This window comes from Pantoea sp. 1.19 (assembly GCF_001922585.1).
Lineage (GTDB): Bacteria > Pseudomonadota > Gammaproteobacteria > Enterobacterales > Enterobacteriaceae > 1-19.
On record NZ_MRBS01000003.1, the window covers coordinates 48030 to 62029 of the forward strand.

Below are 14000 nucleotides of genomic sequence, written 5' to 3' on the forward strand. Positions count from 1 at the left end.
TGCCCGGGCGTCAGGCCGGCCTGGCCTGGCGCTCTCCCAGTGGTTCAGCGTCGAGCAGATCGCCAATCGCACACTGCGCGGCATCCAGCCATTCACCGCCGAAGACGTTAGCCCGGTTCAGCAGGTAGTAGAGCTGATAGACGGTCTGACGCCGCGCATAGCCCTCCGGCAGCGGGTTTACCGATTGGTATCCTGCCATGATTGCCGCGACCGGCAGATCATGGAAGCGCGGCAGCATCGCCAAATCGCACTCCCGATCGCCCCAGTAGCAGGCCGGATCGCACACCCACGGGCCGTGCGCGCCTCCGGCGCAGTTAGCCGGCCAGAGATCGCCGTGCAGCAGTGAGGGCTGAGGATGATGGCTGGCGAGGAGCGCCTGAACGCATTGCACAATCAAATCGGCGTTCCCGTAGCGGATGCCTTTCTCCTCCGCCAGCTGCAGCTGCCAGCCAATCCGCTGCTCGGCGAAAAAGACCGACCAGCGTTTGAGCCAGCCGTTAGGCTGCGGCGTGGTGGTGATGTTATTGTCAAAATCGAGGCCGAACTGCGGCTGATCGCTCCACTGATGAAGCCGGGCCAGCTGGGCTCCAAGGTGATGACCGGCCTGCGCATCAAGCGGCAGGGCGTCATGCCAGGAGAGCAGCAGGAAACTGTGCTCTTTGTCCTCACCGACGCCATACACTTCAGGCACGTTGACAGTGTGCGTCCGCGCCAGCAGCGCCAGCTGATCCGCTTCCCAGCTGAACAGTTCACGCATCTCACGCTGATTGCTTTTGACAAAAACATCGCGCTCGCCGAAGCGAATATGCCATGCCGGATGCACATCGCCGCGCTGCAGCTTTTTGCGCGACACAATGGTTGCGCTGCCGAACTTCTCGCTGAGAATCTGACTGATGGCTGACCACATACCGGTTACTCCTCTTTTCGCAGTGTACGCAGTGACCTGACGCGTCAAGACGACAGTAAAACCCGTGTTTGTTCACAGCTAAGCGCAACTTTTACCCCATGACAAGCCCTTCAGGGGGGCATTTCTGTAACCAGCGCTCCCAGGGCTGCACCTCGACCTGCACTTCGCGGTGCAGCGCTGATTCAGCCAGTCCGGCGGCGTGGCTGCGTAGCGTCTCCGCATCCTGTCCGCTGGTGATACCAAAGCTGTTCGTACCCAGCTCCCAGGTTTTACCGTCGTCGTCGGTCATTCGCGTGCTGTAGTGGGCCAGCGTGAAGACGCTGGTCAGGTTATTCAGGTCATTCAGATTACCGCCTTCATAGCGCAGTGTTACCACATAACGGGCGATGTTTTCCTCACTCATGATTTACCTCGTTGTTTTTTCATCCCTGTTAGCATAGTCAAAAAAGTAACGTTTACAGGTTAATGATGCTGTGCAAAAAATTATCAGCGCGGTGTGATGTAATTCACGTTACGACTCTCTATAATGCGCCGCGGTAATCGGTTCAGTCCACCCTGAGGGCGGCACCGGCCATGTTGGTAGTAACATAAAGTGTTAAATTTCACGACGGCGCTTGCCCTGCATGGTCTTGATTCCAAGAAGGTTCTCTTTCAGACTCACCCCTTTGAAACTGTTGCTAAGGCCACAATGTAATGAAAGCGCAATACAAGTTCCCCGCTCTGCTTCTGCTCTCTGCTTCCGTGTTCAGTTCGATGGCGCTGGCAGATAACAATGTGTTTACCGTCATGGACGATCCGTCCACGGCCAAAAAACCATTTGAAGGTAATGCCGCCGCCGGTTACATGGCGCAGTCAGGTAACACAAAAAGCTCATCGGCCACCGCTAACCTGAACGCGACCTGGTATCAATCCCAGATGGCGTACAGCCTGTGGGGCAGCGCGGCGAACACCTCATCTAATGATGAACGTTCTTCAGAGACCTATCAGGTGGGAGGGCGTACCCGTTATAACATGGACGATCGCAACTACCTGTTTGGTCAGGCGAGCTGGCTGAGCGATCGCTTCAACGGTTACGACGGTCGTACCTATGCCGCGGCCGGTTATGGTCGCCAGATCCTCAACGGACCGGTGCACTCGCTGCGCGTGGAAGCCGGCCCCGGCGTGCGTTACGATGAATTCCATGAAGGTGGTCATCAGACTCAGGCACTGGGCTACGGTGCGCTGAGCTATCAGTGGCAGCTGACCGATAATACCCGCTTTGTGCAGGGCGTATCGGTACTGGGCGCGGAAGATACGACCGTCAACTCCGAGACCGGTTTGCAGGTCGGTATTAACGATCGTTTTGCGCTGAAACTGGCTTACAACGTGACATACAACACGAAACCACCGGCTTCGGCACCGGACCACACTGATACCCGTACGACCATTTCGCTCTCTTACGCCATGTAAACCGGGCGGGCCGTCGCCGCTGGCGGCGGCCGTTCACTTCCTGAGCCAACGACGCCCGTTTCTTTATCCCTCCGCTATTTATGTGTAGACTACCCTCTTCAGGATGCTGCTCCGTCGGCCCTGAAGTCTGTTTCGGGTTATGAACCTATTCGGCAACAGTGAGCCAAACAGATGCGATAACCCGCGTTTAAATTCACGACTCGCTCTTGTACGTAGCCTTACGTAGGGGTTACCACTGCAATTAAGGATGTAACATGCCAGTAATTACGCTTCCTGATGGAAGCCAGCGTCAGTTTGATCATCCCGTCTCGGTCATGGATATCGCTCAGGACATCGGTCCCGGGCTGGCGAAAGCCTGCATTGCCGGACGCGTGAATGGTGACCTGGTCGACGCCGTCGATCCAATCGCTGAAGATGCCCACGTGGCGATCATAACCGCCAAAGACGATGCCGGACTGGAGATTATCCGCCACTCCTGTGCGCATTTGCTGGGTCACGCCATCAAGCAGCTGTGGCCGGATACGCGGATGGCCATTGGCCCGGTTATCGATAACGGCTTCTATTATGATGTCGACATTGACCGTGCGCTGACGCAGGAGGACCTCGAGGTGTTGGAGAAGCGGATGCACCAGCTGGCCGAGACCAACTATGAGGTCATCAAGAAGAAGGTGAGCTGGCAGGAAGCGCGCGATGCATTTGCCGCGCGCGGTGAAACCTATAAAATGGCCATTCTTGACGAGAATATCCGCCGCGATGATCGTCCCGGACTCTATCATCACGAAGAGTACGTGGACATGTGCCGCGGCCCGCACGTGCCAAACATGCGTTTTTGCCACCACTTTCGATTGCAGAAAATTTCCGGCGCTTACTGGCGCGGTGACAGCAACAATAAGATGCTGCAGCGCATTTACGGAACGGCCTGGGCGGATAAGAAGCAGCTGAATGCGTATCTTCAGCGTCTGGAAGAGGCGGCCAAGCGCGATCACCGTAAAATCGGTAAGCAGCTCGATCTCTACCATATGCAGGAAGAGGCGCCGGGCATGGTGTTCTGGCATAACGACGGCTGGACCATTTTCCGCGAGCTGGAAGTGTTTGTACGGACCAAGCTGAAAGAGTACGACTATCAGGAAGTTAAGGGTCCGTTCATGATGGACCGGGTGCTGTGGGAGAAAACCGGGCACTGGGAGAACTATAAAGATGCGATGTTCACCACCTCTTCAGAGAACCGGGAATACTGCATTAAGCCAATGAACTGTCCCGGGCACGTGCAAATTTTCAACCAGGGGCTAAAATCCTATCGCGACCTGCCGCTGCGTATGGCAGAGTTTGGCAGCTGTCATCGGAACGAGCCTTCTGGCGCGCTGCACGGGCTGATGCGCGTGCGTGGCTTTACTCAGGACGATGCCCACATTTTCTGTACGGAAGATCAGGTGCGTGATGAAGTGAACGGCTGCATCCGCATGGTGTATGACATGTACACCACCTTTGGCTTCGAGAAAATCGTGGTGAAACTCTCCACCCGCCCGGAAAAGCGCATCGGTACCGATGAGGCCTGGGATCGGGCGGAGGCGGACCTGGCCGCGGCGCTGGAAGAGAACAACATCCCGTTTGACTACCAGCCGGGAGAGGGCGCCTTTTACGGTCCGAAAATCGAGTTCACGCTGTATGATTGCCTCGATCGTGCCTGGCAGTGTGGCACCGTGCAGCTCGATTTCTCGCTGCCGAAGCGCCTGGATGCCACCTACGTAGGCGAAAACAATGACCGTCAGACTCCGGTGATGATTCACCGTGCGATCCTCGGTTCTGTTGAGCGCTTCATCGGCATCCTGACCGAAGAATTTGCCGGTTTCTTCCCAACGTGGTTGGCGCCGGTGCAAGTGGTGGTGATGAATATCACCGATAGCCAGTCCGATTACGTCAACGAATTGACGCGAAAATTGCAGAAAGCGGGCATTCGTGTAAAAGCGGACTTGAGAAACGAGAAGATTGGCTTTAAAATCCGCGAGCATACATTACGTCGTGTTCCCTACATGCTGGTTTGCGGTGACAAAGAGGTGGAAGCAGGCAAAGTGGCCGTGCGCACCCGCCGCGGTAAAGACCTCGGGAGCATGGACGTTAATGAACTGATCGCAGCGCTGCAGCAAGAGATTAGCAGCCGCAATCTTCATCAATTGGAGGAATAAGGTATTAAAGGCGGAAAACGAGTTCAACCAACGCGTCCTAACCGAATCAACGGCGAAATCCGTGCAACAGAGGTACGCTTGACCGGTGTCGATGGCGAACCAATCGGTATTGTCAGCCTGAATGAAGCGCTTGAGAAAGCGGCAGAAGCAGGTGTCGATCTGGTCGAGATCAGCCCTAACGCCGAACCGCCGGTTTGCCGCATCATGGATTACGGCAAATTCCTCTATGAAAAGAGTAAATCTTCTAAGGAACAGAAGAAGAAACAAAAAGTTATCCAGGTGAAGGAAATTAAATTCCGCCCTGGTACAGACGAAGGCGACTATCAGGTAAAACTCCGCAGCCTGATTCGTTTTCTGGAAGAGGGTGATAAAGCCAAGATCACGCTGCGTTTTCGCGGTCGTGAAATGGCGCACCAGCAGATCGGCATTGAAGTGTTAAACCGCGTCAAAGACGATCTGAGTGAACTGGCCGTGGTCGAATCCTTCCCCTCGAAGATCGAAGGCCGCCAGATGATCATGGTGCTCGCCCCGAAGAAGAAATAACGGGCAAACAAGCAGTTGAAGCCGCGCGGTCGCGTGCCGTGCGGTCTTCGACTCGCCCGTTGTTTCGTTTTATTAACAATGCGAAGTGGATATTTTTAACATGCCAAAGATTAAAACTGTACGTGGTGCAGCGAAGCGCTTTAAAAAAACCGGTGGCGGTGGATTTAAGCGTAAGCACGCCAACCTGCGTCACATTCTGACCAAGAAATCAACGAAGCGTAAACGTCACCTGCGTCCGAAAGGCATGGTGTCTAAAGGCGATCTGGGTCTGGTTATTGCCTGCCTGCCGTACGCTTAAGTTAATTTTTTTCTCCCCGCTGGCTGACGCCTGACGTCAGGTACGGGGTACACTCAGAATGTTGAAACAGGAGAGCTCACATGGCTCGCGTAAAACGTGGTGTAATTGCTCGCGCACGTCACAAAAAAATCTTAAAACAAGCTAAAGGCTACTACGGTGCACGTTCGCGTGTATACCGCGTTGCCTTCCAGGCTGTTATCAAAGCTGGTCAGTATGCTTACCGCGACCGTCGTCAACGTAAGCGTCAGTTCCGTCAGCTGTGGATCGCGCGTATCAACGCAGCGGCTCGTCAGAACGGCATGTCCTACAGCCGTTTCATCAATGGCCTGAAAAAAGCGTCCATTGAGATCGACCGTAAGATCCTGGCCGACATCGCGGTCTTCGACAAAGTGGCATTCACTGCCCTGGTCGAAAAAGCGAAATCAGCTCTGGCGTAAGCCGGTTGAAAGAGGGAGCGTGCTCCCTCTTTTGCTTTTCAGAGCGCTAACTCCAGCAAATGATTGACATTTTCGTCGGCTGGCTTTTCAATAGAGCCCTGACGCCATCGCGATAAGGTAACTGCAAGCATGCACGCTGCTCTTTTCCGTTTCTTTTTTTACTTTAGCACCTGATCATCGGGGCTTTTGCGCACAGAAAAGAAACGAAAAATCGCGCTGAAAGCCTCCTGTATGGAGGCTTTTTTCGTTTATCGGCGCCGAGAATTTGCGGCTCAACGAACAGACTGACCACCGGGTCAAAAGAAGAGGATACCATGTCACAACTCGCAGAACTGGTCGCTCGCGCCAGAGCGGCCGTCGAAGCGGCGCAGGACGTCGCGGCGCTGGATGCCGTTCGCGTTGAATATCTGGGCAAAAAAGGCCACCTGACCCTGCAAATGACCACCCTACGTGAGCTCCCGGCGGAGGCGCGCCCGGCAGCGGGCGCGGTGATCAATGAGGCGAAGCAGCAGGTGCAGGAGGCACTGAATGCGCGCAAGACGCTGCTGGAGTCGGCGGCGCTCAACGCGCGGCTGGCCGCGGAGACCATCGACGTCTCGCTGCCGGGACGCCGCATAGAGAACGGCGGCCTGCATCCGGTTACCCGCACCATCGATCGCATTGAAACCTTTTTCGGTGAGCTGGGCTTTGCGGTGGTGAACGGTCCGGAAATTGAAGATGACTACCATAACTTCGATGCGTTGAATATTCCGGGTCACCACCCGGCGCGCGCCGATCACGATACCTTCTGGTTTGACGCTACCCGCCTGCTGCGTACCCAAACTTCCGGCGTGCAGATTCGCACCATGAAAAACCAGCAACCGCCGATTCGCATCATTGCCCCGGGCCGCGTCTATCGTAACGATTACGATCAGACCCACACCCCGATGTTCCACCAGATGGAAGGGCTGATCGTAGATAAAAACATCAGCTTCAGCAATCTGAAGGGCACGCTGCACGATTTTCTGAACAACTTTTTTGAGGAAGATTTGCGTATTCGCTTCCGTCCCTCCTATTTTCCGTTCACCGAGCCGTCGGCGGAAGTGGATGTGATGGGCAAGAACGGCAAATGGCTGGAAGTGCTGGGCTGCGGAATGGTGCATCCAAACGTGCTGCGTAACGTCGGCATCGATCCGGAAGTGTATTCCGGCTTTGCCTTCGGTATGGGGATGGAGCGCCTGACCATGCTGCGCTACGGCGTGACCGATCTGCGCGCCTTTTTCGAAAATGATTTACGTTTCCTCAAACAGTTTAAGTAAGGACGGGATGACCAATGAAGTTCAGTGAATACTGGTTGCGTGAATGGGTGAACCCGGCCATTGATACCGAGGCGCTCTGCGGACAAATTACCATGGCGGGGCTGGAAGTGGACGGTGTTGAGCCCGTCGCGGGCGCCTTTCACGGCGTGGTGGTCGGCGAGGTGGTCGAGTGCGGCCAGCACCCCAATGCGGATAAGCTGCGGGTGACCAAAGTGAACGTCGGCGGCGATCGCCTGCTGGATATTGTGTGCGGCGCGCCAAACTGCCGACAGGGCCTGAAAGTGGCGGTTGCCACCGTCGGTGCGGTGCTGCCGGGCGATTTTAAGATTAAGGCGGCCAAACTGCGCGGTGAGCCGTCGGAGGGGATGCTCTGCTCCTTTTCTGAGCTCGGCATCAGCGACGATCATGACGGCATCATTGAGCTGCCGCAGGACGCCCCCGTTGGTCGCGATCTGCGCGACTATCTGACGCTCAATGATAACACGATCGAAATCAGTGTGACGCCAAACCGCGCCGACTGCCTGAGCCTGCTCGGCGTGGCGCGTGATGTGGCGGTGATCAGCAAGCTGGCGCTCAGTGAACCGACGTTCACCCCGGTCAGTACCACCCTTAGCGACACTTTCCCGATTCGCGTTGCGGCCCCGGAGGCCTGTCCGCGCTACCTCGGCCGGGTAGTCAAAGGGGTAAACGTCAGCGCGGCCACGCCGCTGTGGATGCGCGAGAAGCTGCGCCGCTGCGGCATTCGCTCCATCGATCCGGTCGTTGACGTTACCAACTACGTCCTGCTGGAGCTGGGCCAGCCGATGCACGCCTTTGATCTGGACCGCCTGCAGGGCGGCATCGTGGTGCGGATGGCGGAGGAGGGCGAAACCCTGACGCTGCTGGACGGCAGCGAAGCGAAGCTGACGGCCGATACGCTGGTGATCGCCGACGAACAACAGGCGCTGGCCATGGGCGGGATTTTTGGCGGCGAACAGTCCGGGGTGAATCCGCAGACGCAAAACGTGCTGCTGGAGTGCGCCTGGTTTGCGCCGCTGGCGATTGCCGGCCGCGCCCGTCGCTATGGCCTGCACACCGATGCTTCGCACCGCTACGAACGCGGCGTGGATCCACAGCTACAGCATAAAGCAATGGAGCGGGCGACCGCGCTGCTGCTGGCCATTTGCGGCGGTGAAGCCGGTCCGGTTATGGACGTGACCGATACCGCTGCGCTGCCGACTCCGGCGACCATCACCCTGCATCGCGACAAGCTGGATCGGCTGATTGGTCATGCGATCCCGGATGCTGACGTCAGCGATATCCTGACCCGCCTTGGCTGTCAGCTTACGGTTGGCGAAGGCTGCTGGACGGCGGTGGCTCCCTCCTGGCGCTTTGATATGGCCATCGAAGAGGACCTGGTAGAGGAGGTGGCACGGGTTTACGGCTACGACAATATTCCCGATGTGCCGGTGCAGGCCAGTCTGGTCATGACCCGTCATCAGGAGAGCACGCTGTCACTGAAGCGCGTGAAAAATCTGCTGGTAGACAAAGGCTATCAGGAAGCGATCACCTACAGCTTTGTCGATCCTAAGGTGCAGGCCCTGCTGCATCCGGGTGAAGACTCTCTGCTGCTGCCGAACCCGATTTCCGTTGATATGTCGGCGATGCGCCTGTCGCTGCTGACCGGACTGCTGAGCGCGGTGGTGTGGAACCAGAACCGTCAGCAGAGCCGCGTGCGTCTGTTTGAGAGCGGCCTGCGCTTTGTGCCGGATACTCAGGCCGATCTGGGCATTCGTCAGGATCGGATGCTGGCCGGGGTGATCAGCGGCGCGCGGGTTGAAGAGCACTGGGATCTGGCGCGCGAAACGGTTGACTTCTATGATCTGAAAGGAGATTTGGAGTCGGTGCTGGAGCTGACCGGTAAGCTGGACGCGATCGCCTTTCGGGCGCAGGCGCACCCGGCCCTGCATCCGGGCCAGAGCGCGGCGATTTATTTAGCCGAAAAAGTGATTGGTTTCATCGGCGTGGTGCATCCTGAACTGGAGCGTAAACTCTCTCTGAACGGCCGCACCGTGGTGTTTGAACTTGACTGGGAAAGCCTTGCAAGCCGCGTCCTGCCTGCTGCGCGCGAGATTTCACGCTTCCCGGCGAACCGTCGCGATATCGCTGTGGTGGTACCTGAATCGGTGCCCGCCGCAGATATCATAACTGAGATTAAGAAAGTTGGCGTAAATCAGGTAGTTGGCGTAAACTTGTTTGACGTGTACCGCGGTAAGGGCGTGACAGAGGGCGAAAAGAGCCTCGCGATCAGCCTGATCTTGCAAGATACCAGCCGGACACTCGAAGAAGATGAGATTGCCGCAACCGTCGCCAAATGCGTTGCGGTGTTAAAAGAGCGATTCCAGGCAACCTTGAGGGATTGAACCTATGGCGCTTACAAAAGCTGAAATGTCAGAATACCTGTTTGAAAAGCTTGGGCTTAGCAAGCGGGATGCCAAAGAGCTTGTGGAGTTGTTTTTTGAGGAGATTCGTCGGGCTCTGGAAAATGGCGAGCAGGTTAAATTGTCTGGTTTTGGCAACTTTGACCTTCGCGACAAAAATCAACGCCCGGGGCGTAACCCCAAAACCGGCGAAGATATTCCCATCACGGCCCGCCGTGTGGTGACGTTCCGTCCGGGGCAGAAGTTGAAAAGCCGGGTGGAAAACGCCTCTCCGAAGAGCGAATAATTTCAGCCAGCAAAAGGCCCGCGCAGCGGGCCTTTTTTTTGCCGTTGGTCACGGTTTGCGCCGGGGTAGCGTACCGGCAGGTCGCCGAAGTCCCGCCTTATCAGCAGGCCCGGCGCGATGCGATAACCACCGCCGATCCGCCGGGCTGATGGAACGCATAGCCTTGTAGCGGGGGGGGAGGAGCCGCTGGCACAGATCTTATCAGCCGCGGGGAGGGCGGGAGAGCGGACGCGCTGGCCGCGTAATGGCGCAGGACGCCGCCGCCGCTTTCTTTTTTTTACTCACCCCGTACAATCCTCTCGTTAGCACTTTTTCACCTGACGGGGATGCTCTTGATTACGCCACTTCAGACTCAGGCCGCGCGGCGGGCGCGCCGCTGGCAATTCGGCCTCTGGCTGCTGCTTATTGTTCTGACCCTGCTGAGCCTGAGTGCGGGCGAGCGCTGGATCTCACCCGTTCACTGGGGGGAGCGTGATGCATGGCTGTGGGTCGGGCAGCTGCGACTCCCGCGCACGCTGGCGGTGCTGCTGGTGGGGGCGGCGCTGGCGGTCACCGGCGCGGTGATGCAGGCGCTGTTTGACAATCCGCTGGCGGAACCCGGACTGCTGGGGGTCTCCAGCGGCGCCGGGGTCGGCGTGGTGGCCGGCGTGCTGCTGCTGCCGACGGCCGGCAGCGGCAGCCTCAGCCTGTTTGCCATCGCCGGTGCGCTGCTGGTGACGGGGATCCTGCTGCGGTTTGCCCGCCGGCATCTCTCCAGTGCGCGGCTGCTGCTGGCCGGCGTGGCGCTGGGCATGATCGGCAGTGCGCTGATGACCTGGGCGGTCTATTTCAGCAGCAGCCTTGATTTACGCCAGCTGCTGTACTGGATGATGGGCGGCTTTAGCGGCATCGGCTGGCAATATGCTCCGCTGATGCTGGCGCTGCTGCCGCTGCTTTTCTGGCTACTGGGTCGCTGGCGGGTGCTGGATCGGCTGGCGCTGGGCGAGCTTGCCGCGCAGCAGCTGGGGCTGCCGCTGGCGCGCTGGCGCAGCCTGCTGGTGCTGGCCACCGGGGCGGTGGTCGGGATCTGCGTGGCGCTGGCCGGCAGCATCGGTTTTGTTGGGCTGGTGATCCCGCACCTGCTTCGGCTGTGCGGGCTTAGCCAGCACCGCGCCCTGCTGCCCTGCAGCGCGCTGGCCGGCGCTGCCGGGCTGCTGGCCGCCGATATTTTGGCGCGGCTGCTGCTGAGCGCCGCCGAACTGCCGATTGGCGTGGTCACCGCCACGCTCGGCGCCCCGCTGTTTATCTGGCTGTTGGTGCGTCAGCACCGCTAGCCGCCGTTGTTTCACACTGAGGAGTAACCCGATGTCATTGTATTCCATCCCCCTGACCACGCTGGCCGGCGAGGCCACCACGCTGGCGCCCTGGCAGGGCAACGTGCTGCTGGTGGTGAACGTGGCCTCACAGTGCGGCCTGACCCCACAGTATGCGGCGCTGGAAGCGCTGCAGCGGCAGTATCAGGCGCGCGGCTTCAGCGTGCTGGGTTTTCCCTGTAATCAATTCTTGCAGCAGGAGCCCGGGAGCGCGGAGGAGATTCAGGCGTATTGCCGCACGACCTGGGACGTGACCTTTTCGCTGTTCAGCAAGATCGCAGTGAACGGCCCCGATCGGCATCCGCTCTACCAGTGGCTGACGGCGGCGGCGCCGCAGGCGGAAGCACCGGCCGGCAGCGCCTTCTATCAGCGTCGGGTGGATAAGGGACAGGCGCCGCAGGCTCCCGGCGATATTCTGTGGAATTTTGAGAAGTTCCTGATCGGCCGCGATGGCCGCGTGCTGGCGCGCTTTTCCCCGGACATGGCACCGGATGATGCGGTAGTGCTGCGCCAGCTGGAGCAGGCGCTCGGCTGATGGTGCTGACGCTGAACCAGGCCGGGTTTCCTCCGCGTTTGCAGCCCATGTCGGCGCAGGTTGCCGCCGGTGAAATGGTGCATCTGCTGGGCCCCAACGGCGCCGGCAAGAGTACACTGCTGGCTCTGCTCGCCGGCCTGCTGCCCGCGGTAGGCGAGGTGCAGCTGGCAGGACGCTCGCTAAGCGCCTGGCGACGCCGCGAGCTGGCGGCCAGGCGCGCCTGGCTGCATCAGCAGCAGACCCCGGCGGGACCGCTGCCGGTCTGGCACTTTTTGGCGCAGCACCTGCCCGGCGCGTGCGGGCCAGAGGCGGAGGTGCGCGTCGCCGAACTGTGTGCGGCGCTGCACCTGCAGGATAAGCTCAGCCGGCCGGTGGGGCAGCTCTCCGGCGGGGAGTGGCAGCGGGTGCGGTTGGCGGGAGTGCTGCTGCAGTGTGACCCTCAGCTCAATCCGCTGGCGACTCTGCTGCTGCTGGATGAGCCGCTTACCGGTCTGGATGTTGCCCATCAGCAGGCGGTGGAGGAGTGGCTGGCCGCCCGCCGCCGGGAGGGGCTCAGCATCATCATGAGCAGCCATGATTTGAATCACACGCTGCAGCAGGCCGATACGGTCTGGCTGCTGCAGCAGGGGCGGCTGCGGGCGCAGGGCGATCCGACGACGCTGCTACAGCCGGCGCTGCTGGCCGAGGTGTTTGGCGTGCCGTTTCGCCGGGTGAGCCTGCCTGAGGGCGCGTTTCTGCTGCGCGAACGCTAATGCGCAGGAAAACGTTGCCCGGTCGTCGGGTTTCCCGCTATAAAGACGTGTTGCCTCTTTTTGACCAGACAGGAGCATCGGATGCGTTTTGCGGTCGTACTGTGGGTAGTTATATTGGCGGGCTGCAGTAGCCATCGCGCGCCGCCGGTAAACGGGCGTCTTGCCGATTCCATCACCGTGATTGCCGAACTGAACGATCAGCTCAGCGCGTGGCGCGGCACGCCCTATCGCTACGGTGGGATGAGTCGCGGCGGCGTCGATTGTTCAGGTTTTGTGGCGCTGACGTTCCGCGAGCGCTTTGACCTGCAGCTGCCGCGATCGACCCGCGCACAGACGGAGCTGGGGACGCGCATCGATAAAGCGGAGCTGCTGCCGGGCGATCTGGTTTTTTTTAAGACCGGCAGCGGTGAAAACGGGCTGCACGTGGGTATCTACGATACTGATAACCAGTTTATTCACGCGTCGACCAGCCAGGGCGTGATACGATCCTCACTGGATAATGTCTATTGGCGCAAAGTCTTCTGGCAGGCGCGGCGTATTTAAGCCGGGCGAGGTGCGCCTGCGGCGATGCCCAACCCGCGCACGATTGGCTGCTGCGCGGGCGGGGCGCTGGCGGATAATATCGGGATAATTGGCTTTTACACAGGATGTGACAGGTTAAAGCTCTGGCTGTAGCGGTTCATGGGATATAATTCGCTTTACAGCCGCCCGTTTCCTTGTCATATTTCAACGCCTTAGCGAGCGGAGTCGCCATTTTTACCGGCAGATTAACATGAATAACCATCTGGAAGCCGACTCTCTGAGTCAGGCAATCTATTCACCGATGTACCGTTTTAACGGCGAGCTGGCCGCGGTGACGGTCACCACCCCCTTCCAGCATGCGTCCGCTAATGTCCTGTTGCCGCAGGAGATGCATAACGCTCAGCTGACGCTGGCGCAGCGCGAACGCCTGCTGCTGGCCCAGCTGCAGGACATTGAGAAGCACCGCGCGTTTTTCACGCAGCATCGGGTCGAGGCCGGTATTGCGATTGACGCCGTGGTGGCCGACGCGCTACTGACCCATCCGCCGCTGCGCGAGACCCTCGAACGCCTGCCTTTTGTTGCTCTGCTGATTCGGGAAGATTTCCCCCATCTCGCCCAGGGGCTGCGTGACCCGCTGCTTCGCCAGCTGAGTGAGGCGTTTATGCTGTGCCTTGAGAACGCCGGGGCCGGAAAAGCGCCGCCAACCGCCATTTATGATGGGATGTTTCATCGCGTGCGGCTGGATAAGCGTTTTGTGCAGCAAATGATGAAGCGCGGCGCTTTCCGTCCGTTTATGCAGACCCTGCGCGACAACTTTGCGCCGTTCTGCGATGAGCTGGTGATTCAGGGCATTGATAACGTGACCATGCTGGAGAAGGTGCGCCACCTTGGCTATCACGCCGTGTCCGGCGATCTGTTTGCTAATGCCACGCCCGACACCCTGAGCGCGCTGACGCGCTGTCCGGACGTCTTTTCCTGATCCGCCGGGTTAGCCATCCCCGCTTTTCCTGTGCCTGAC

16 protein-coding genes are annotated in these 14000 nt (G+C 58.9%); 14 read left to right on the top strand and 2 right to left on the bottom strand.

Translation table 11 applies throughout. The annotated features are described in order from the left end of the window. Positions 1 to 10: 10 nt before the first annotated feature. Positions 11 to 907: a fructosamine kinase family protein gene (locus BS626_RS06850; protein WP_075181656.1), complete on the bottom strand. Its 897-nt coding sequence runs from the start codon at positions 905 to 907 to the stop codon at positions 11 to 13. Positions 908 to 998: 91 nt separating this feature from the next. Next, positions 999 to 1310, bottom strand: a complete 312-nt coding sequence (gene ghoS, locus BS626_RS06855; RefSeq protein ID WP_075181657.1) for a type V toxin-antitoxin system endoribonuclease antitoxin GhoS — start codon at positions 1308 to 1310, stop codon at positions 999 to 1001. A gap of 290 nt (positions 1311 to 1600) precedes the next feature. Between ghoS and BS626_RS06860 the strand changes: the two genes are divergently transcribed. The 14 genes from BS626_RS06860 to BS626_RS06920 all read left to right on the top strand — a co-directional run bounded on the left by BS626_RS06860 (position 1601) and on the right by BS626_RS06920 (position 13961). Next, on the top strand, positions 1601 to 2356 hold the full coding sequence (locus BS626_RS06860; RefSeq protein ID WP_075181658.1) for a YdiY family protein: 756 nt from the start codon (positions 1601 to 1603) through the stop codon (positions 2354 to 2356). Between the two features lie 254 nt (positions 2357 to 2610). Next, positions 2611 to 4539 (top strand): threonine--tRNA ligase, encoded by a 1929-nt coding sequence (gene thrS, locus BS626_RS06865; protein ID WP_075181659.1) that lies wholly within the window; start codon positions 2611 to 2613, stop codon positions 4537 to 4539. A gap of 3 nt (positions 4540 to 4542) precedes the next feature. After that, on the top strand, positions 4543 to 5082 hold the full coding sequence (infC, locus tag BS626_RS06870) for a translation initiation factor IF-3 (protein WP_075181660.1): 540 nt from the start codon (positions 4543 to 4545) through the stop codon (positions 5080 to 5082). A gap of 100 nt (positions 5083 to 5182) precedes the next feature. Further along, complete coding sequence (gene rpmI, locus BS626_RS06875; protein ID WP_075182080.1) at positions 5183 to 5380, top strand: 50S ribosomal protein L35; 198 nt, start codon at positions 5183 to 5185, stop codon at positions 5378 to 5380. Positions 5381 to 5460: 80 nt separating this feature from the next. Next, positions 5461 to 5817, top strand: coding sequence for a 50S ribosomal protein L20 (gene rplT, locus BS626_RS06880; RefSeq protein WP_075181661.1), 357 nt, complete (start codon positions 5461 to 5463; stop codon positions 5815 to 5817). A gap of 129 nt (positions 5818 to 5946) precedes the next feature. After that, positions 5947 to 5991, top strand: a complete 45-nt coding sequence (pheM, locus tag BS626_RS18580; protein WP_170870447.1) for a pheST operon leader peptide PheM — start codon at positions 5947 to 5949, stop codon at positions 5989 to 5991. A gap of 140 nt (positions 5992 to 6131) precedes the next feature. Further along, positions 6132 to 7115 carry a phenylalanine--tRNA ligase subunit alpha gene (pheS, locus tag BS626_RS06885; protein ID WP_075181662.1) on the top strand — a complete coding sequence of 328 codons (984 nt, stop codon included), beginning with the start codon at positions 6132 to 6134 and terminating at the stop codon, positions 7113 to 7115. A gap of 14 nt (positions 7116 to 7129) precedes the next feature. Beyond that, positions 7130 to 9517 (top strand): phenylalanine--tRNA ligase subunit beta, encoded by a 2388-nt coding sequence (gene pheT / locus BS626_RS06890; RefSeq protein WP_075181663.1) that lies wholly within the window; start codon positions 7130 to 7132, stop codon positions 9515 to 9517. Positions 9518 to 9521: 4 nt separating this feature from the next. Continuing rightward, positions 9522 to 9821, top strand: a complete 300-nt coding sequence (gene ihfA, locus BS626_RS06895) for an integration host factor subunit alpha (RefSeq protein WP_075181664.1) — start codon at positions 9522 to 9524, stop codon at positions 9819 to 9821. Positions 9822 to 10147: 326 nt separating this feature from the next. Further along, complete coding sequence (gene btuC / locus BS626_RS06900; protein WP_075181665.1) at positions 10148 to 11134, top strand: vitamin B12 ABC transporter permease BtuC; 987 nt, start codon at positions 10148 to 10150, stop codon at positions 11132 to 11134. A gap of 31 nt (positions 11135 to 11165) precedes the next feature. Next, complete coding sequence (locus BS626_RS06905; protein ID WP_075181666.1) at positions 11166 to 11708, top strand: glutathione peroxidase; 543 nt, start codon at positions 11166 to 11168, stop codon at positions 11706 to 11708. Continuing rightward, the gene (gene btuD, locus BS626_RS06910; RefSeq protein WP_075181667.1) at positions 11708 to 12460 is read left to right on the top strand and encodes a vitamin B12 ABC transporter ATP-binding protein BtuD; all 753 of its coding nucleotides are present in this window, start codon (positions 11708 to 11710) and stop codon (positions 12458 to 12460) included. Before BS626_RS06905 ends, btuD begins: the two co-directional genes overlap by 1 nt. A gap of 81 nt (positions 12461 to 12541) precedes the next feature. Further along, positions 12542 to 13003 (top strand): NlpC/P60 family protein, encoded by a 462-nt coding sequence (locus BS626_RS06915; RefSeq protein ID WP_075181668.1) that lies wholly within the window; start codon positions 12542 to 12544, stop codon positions 13001 to 13003. 229 nt (positions 13004 to 13232) lie between these two features. Further along, entirely contained in the window at positions 13233 to 13961 is a 729-nt protein-coding gene (locus BS626_RS06920; RefSeq protein ID WP_075181669.1) for an EAL domain-containing protein, read from the top strand. Positions 13962 to 14000 lie beyond the last annotated feature (39 nt).

Coding starts and splice junctions, on each gene's coding strand:
- BS626_RS06850 (WP_075181656.1), bottom strand. CDS start 907: ATGTGGTCAGCCATCAGTCAGATTCTCAGCGAGAAGTTCGGCAGCGCA.
- BS626_RS06860 (WP_075181658.1), top strand. CDS start 1,601: ATGAAAGCGCAATACAAGTTCCCCGCTCTGCTTCTGCTCTCTGCTTCC.
- rplT (WP_075181661.1), top strand. CDS start 5,461: ATGGCTCGCGTAAAACGTGGTGTAATTGCTCGCGCACGTCACAAAAAA.
- BS626_RS06915 (WP_075181668.1), top strand. CDS start 12,542: ATGCGTTTTGCGGTCGTACTGTGGGTAGTTATATTGGCGGGCTGCAGT.
- ghoS (WP_075181657.1), bottom strand. CDS start 1,310: ATGAGTGAGGAAAACATCGCCCGTTATGTGGTAACACTGCGCTATGAA.
- ihfA (WP_075181664.1), top strand. CDS start 9,522: ATGGCGCTTACAAAAGCTGAAATGTCAGAATACCTGTTTGAAAAGCTT.
- BS626_RS06905 (WP_075181666.1), top strand. CDS start 11,166: ATGTCATTGTATTCCATCCCCCTGACCACGCTGGCCGGCGAGGCCACC.
- rpmI (WP_075182080.1), top strand. CDS start 5,183: ATGCCAAAGATTAAAACTGTACGTGGTGCAGCGAAGCGCTTTAAAAAA.
- thrS (WP_075181659.1), top strand. CDS start 2,611: ATGCCAGTAATTACGCTTCCTGATGGAAGCCAGCGTCAGTTTGATCAT.
- BS626_RS06920 (WP_075181669.1), top strand. CDS start 13,233: ATGAATAACCATCTGGAAGCCGACTCTCTGAGTCAGGCAATCTATTCA.
- btuC (WP_075181665.1), top strand. CDS start 10,148: ATGCTCTTGATTACGCCACTTCAGACTCAGGCCGCGCGGCGGGCGCGC.
- btuD (WP_075181667.1), top strand. CDS start 11,708: ATGGTGCTGACGCTGAACCAGGCCGGGTTTCCTCCGCGTTTGCAGCCC.
- pheS (WP_075181662.1), top strand. CDS start 6,132: ATGTCACAACTCGCAGAACTGGTCGCTCGCGCCAGAGCGGCCGTCGAA.
- pheT (WP_075181663.1), top strand. CDS start 7,130: ATGAAGTTCAGTGAATACTGGTTGCGTGAATGGGTGAACCCGGCCATT.